Genomic DNA, 2,319 nt, shown 5'->3' on the forward strand with positions numbered 1-2,319 from the left:
TACCCTTGTCCAGCACCGCGCCGACGCCCGGCAGATCCACCACGAACTGGGTCGGGCCGTAGGCCACCCCCGCCGGATCCGGGATGCGGAACTCCGCAGGAATATCTTCGACGGTCACCAACATGCCCGGGCCGTTGATGGCCTTGCCCAGGTTGATCATCCCCCAGCCGTAAAGCGCGTCGATGCCCGGCGCGCCCATGTCGGTGGCGGTGGTTTTCAGCACGTCGGCAATCTGCGCCGAGGTCATGTACGGGAAGCGCTGCAGTAACACCGCCACCGCGCCGGTGACGTGCGGCGTCGCCATCGAGGTGCCGTTTTTATTGCCGTAGTCCGACACCAGATTGGCCGGATCGGAACCGTTGGCCACGGTGCTGTAGATTTTGCTGCCCGGTGACGAGACGCAGAAGCTGGCGGTATAGCCGCAGCGGGAAGAAAAGCTGCTGATGGTGTAAGGCACGCTGTTGGTCGATGCCGCATCCTGCGCCACGCTGGCGACCGACAGCCAGTTCGGTGCAATGTCCGGCACGAAATAGGCCAGCCCGCTGATCACATCCGGCTGGTTGTAGTTGCCGTCGTTACCGGCGGCGAACAGCACCAGAATATTTTTGCGCGCGGCGTCGATGGCGCCCTGATAGCCTGCGCCCGCCAGGCTGCCGAGCAGCGGTTTGACCCGATCGAATTGTTCCTGCGCATCCTTCAGCTCAAAGTGCTGTGCGTTAGGATCGCGGCCGCCGTCGGACAGAAAGTCGGGGATACTGACGCCCCAGCTGTTGTTGATCACCCGTGCGCCGCTCTTGATCATCGCCTGCCAGCCGGCATTGGTGACGGCGCCGTCCAGGCCGAGGAATTCGCCGTAGGCCGGGCCGTCATTGTCGTTATCAACGCTGATCACCTGTGAATCGAAGGCCACGCCGTGCATGCCGACGCCATCGCGGTTGGCGGCGCTGATGCCCGCGACGTGCACCCCGTGATTGCTCAGCATGCCCTGCGAGCCGCTATAGAAGTGGAAGGTGCCGTCGAAGTAAAAGCGGTCGCCGGCGTTAATGCCCGGCCGGTGCGGATCGGTATAGGCGCGATAGCCTTCGGTGACCACGTTGATCAGTTTACCGTCGCCGGCGAACTCGGGATGGCGGTTGACCGGGGTATCGAAAATGCCCACCTTCTGCCCTTTGCCGGTATAGCCGGCGGCGTAGGCCTCATCGGCGTGGATCGCCCCCAACCCCCAGTTGGCGTTGAATTCGGCGCTGCGCCAGCTGGCCGGATCGCCGGCTTGGCCGTTCACCTCGAGCGGCGCCGCCTGCGCATACCCAGCCAGCGCCATGCAGCAGACCAGCGCGTTCAGCCGCCACGGTGAGCGACGAACGTTTCCTTTGCTATCAAAACCCATTGTTATTGTCATTTCCTTACCTTTTGCTTGTTATTGGCCGACGCCCCAGGTGCGCCGGGTTCTCATTAGCAGGATGTGAAAAAGGAACCGCCCGCAGACGGTTCCCTACAAGGATTGAGTCGATGTTGCTTAGAAGCGCCAGGTGAAGCCGGCGTTGACGCTGTTGTCCTGATGGTGCTGCGACAGCAGCCCGCCGTAGCCCAGCGACAGCGTGGCGTTCTTGTTCACCGCCACTTCCGCTCCCGCCTTCAGCACCATCCCGTCGCGCGAGACCGCCACGCTGTCCACCACGAACGGCGCGTTGCCGCCGTTGAACCGCAGCCCGGTGCCTCGCTCCAGCCCGCCGTACTGGTGTTGCCACCCCAGCTCACTGCGCAGCGCCACCGTCGTGCCCGTGCTCACCTGCCATTCGGTGTCCGCACGCAGCCCCAGCGTCGACACCGTCGCGTCCGTGTGCTGCTTGTCACCGCGCAAGGCCGCCGCGCCGCCGCTTTCCGCGATGCCGTTGTTCTCGAAGTTCACGTACGCCAGGTTCACGAACGGCTCCAGGTTCAGCCACTCGCCCTGCACGCTGTAACCCGCTTCCGCGAACAGCTGCTCGGTGCGCGCGCTGTACTTCGCCGTGTCGCGGTCCGACTGCATCCCGTAGTTCACCGACCGCCTGGTGTCGATGCGGTGCCAGGTGTAGCCCGCCCCGCCGCGCAGCGCCAGCGCCCCGAACTGCCTGTCGCCGTACGCCGCCAGGTGGTAGTTGTCGCTGTCCGCCTTCGACCCGTACCCGCCGTGCAGCGAGGTGCGGGTGTAGCCGGTCGCCACCCCCAGCCGCCAGTCGTCCGCTACCGCCGAGTCCAGCCCCACCAGCACCCCGTAGGTCGAGGCCTGATAGCCCGTGGCGTTGGCGTCGCCCGACGCGTGGTCCCACGCCCCCAGCA

2 protein-coding genes are annotated in these 2,319 nt (G+C 65.2%); both read right to left on the minus strand.

The features are described 5' to 3' along the window. On the minus strand, window positions 1-1,387 hold a 1,387-nt coding region (locus M6G53_RS24720), incomplete at its 3' end, for a S8 family peptidase (protein ID WP_253335170.1). 129 nt (window positions 1,388-1,516) lie between these two features. Beyond that, the coding region (locus M6G53_RS24725; protein ID WP_253333930.1) for an autotransporter outer membrane beta-barrel domain-containing protein at window positions 1,517-2,319 on the minus strand (803 nt) is incomplete at its 5' end.

Source organism: Serratia nevei (assembly GCF_024160145.1).
GTDB classification, from domain to species: domain Bacteria; phylum Pseudomonadota; class Gammaproteobacteria; order Enterobacterales; family Enterobacteriaceae; genus Serratia; species Serratia nevei_A.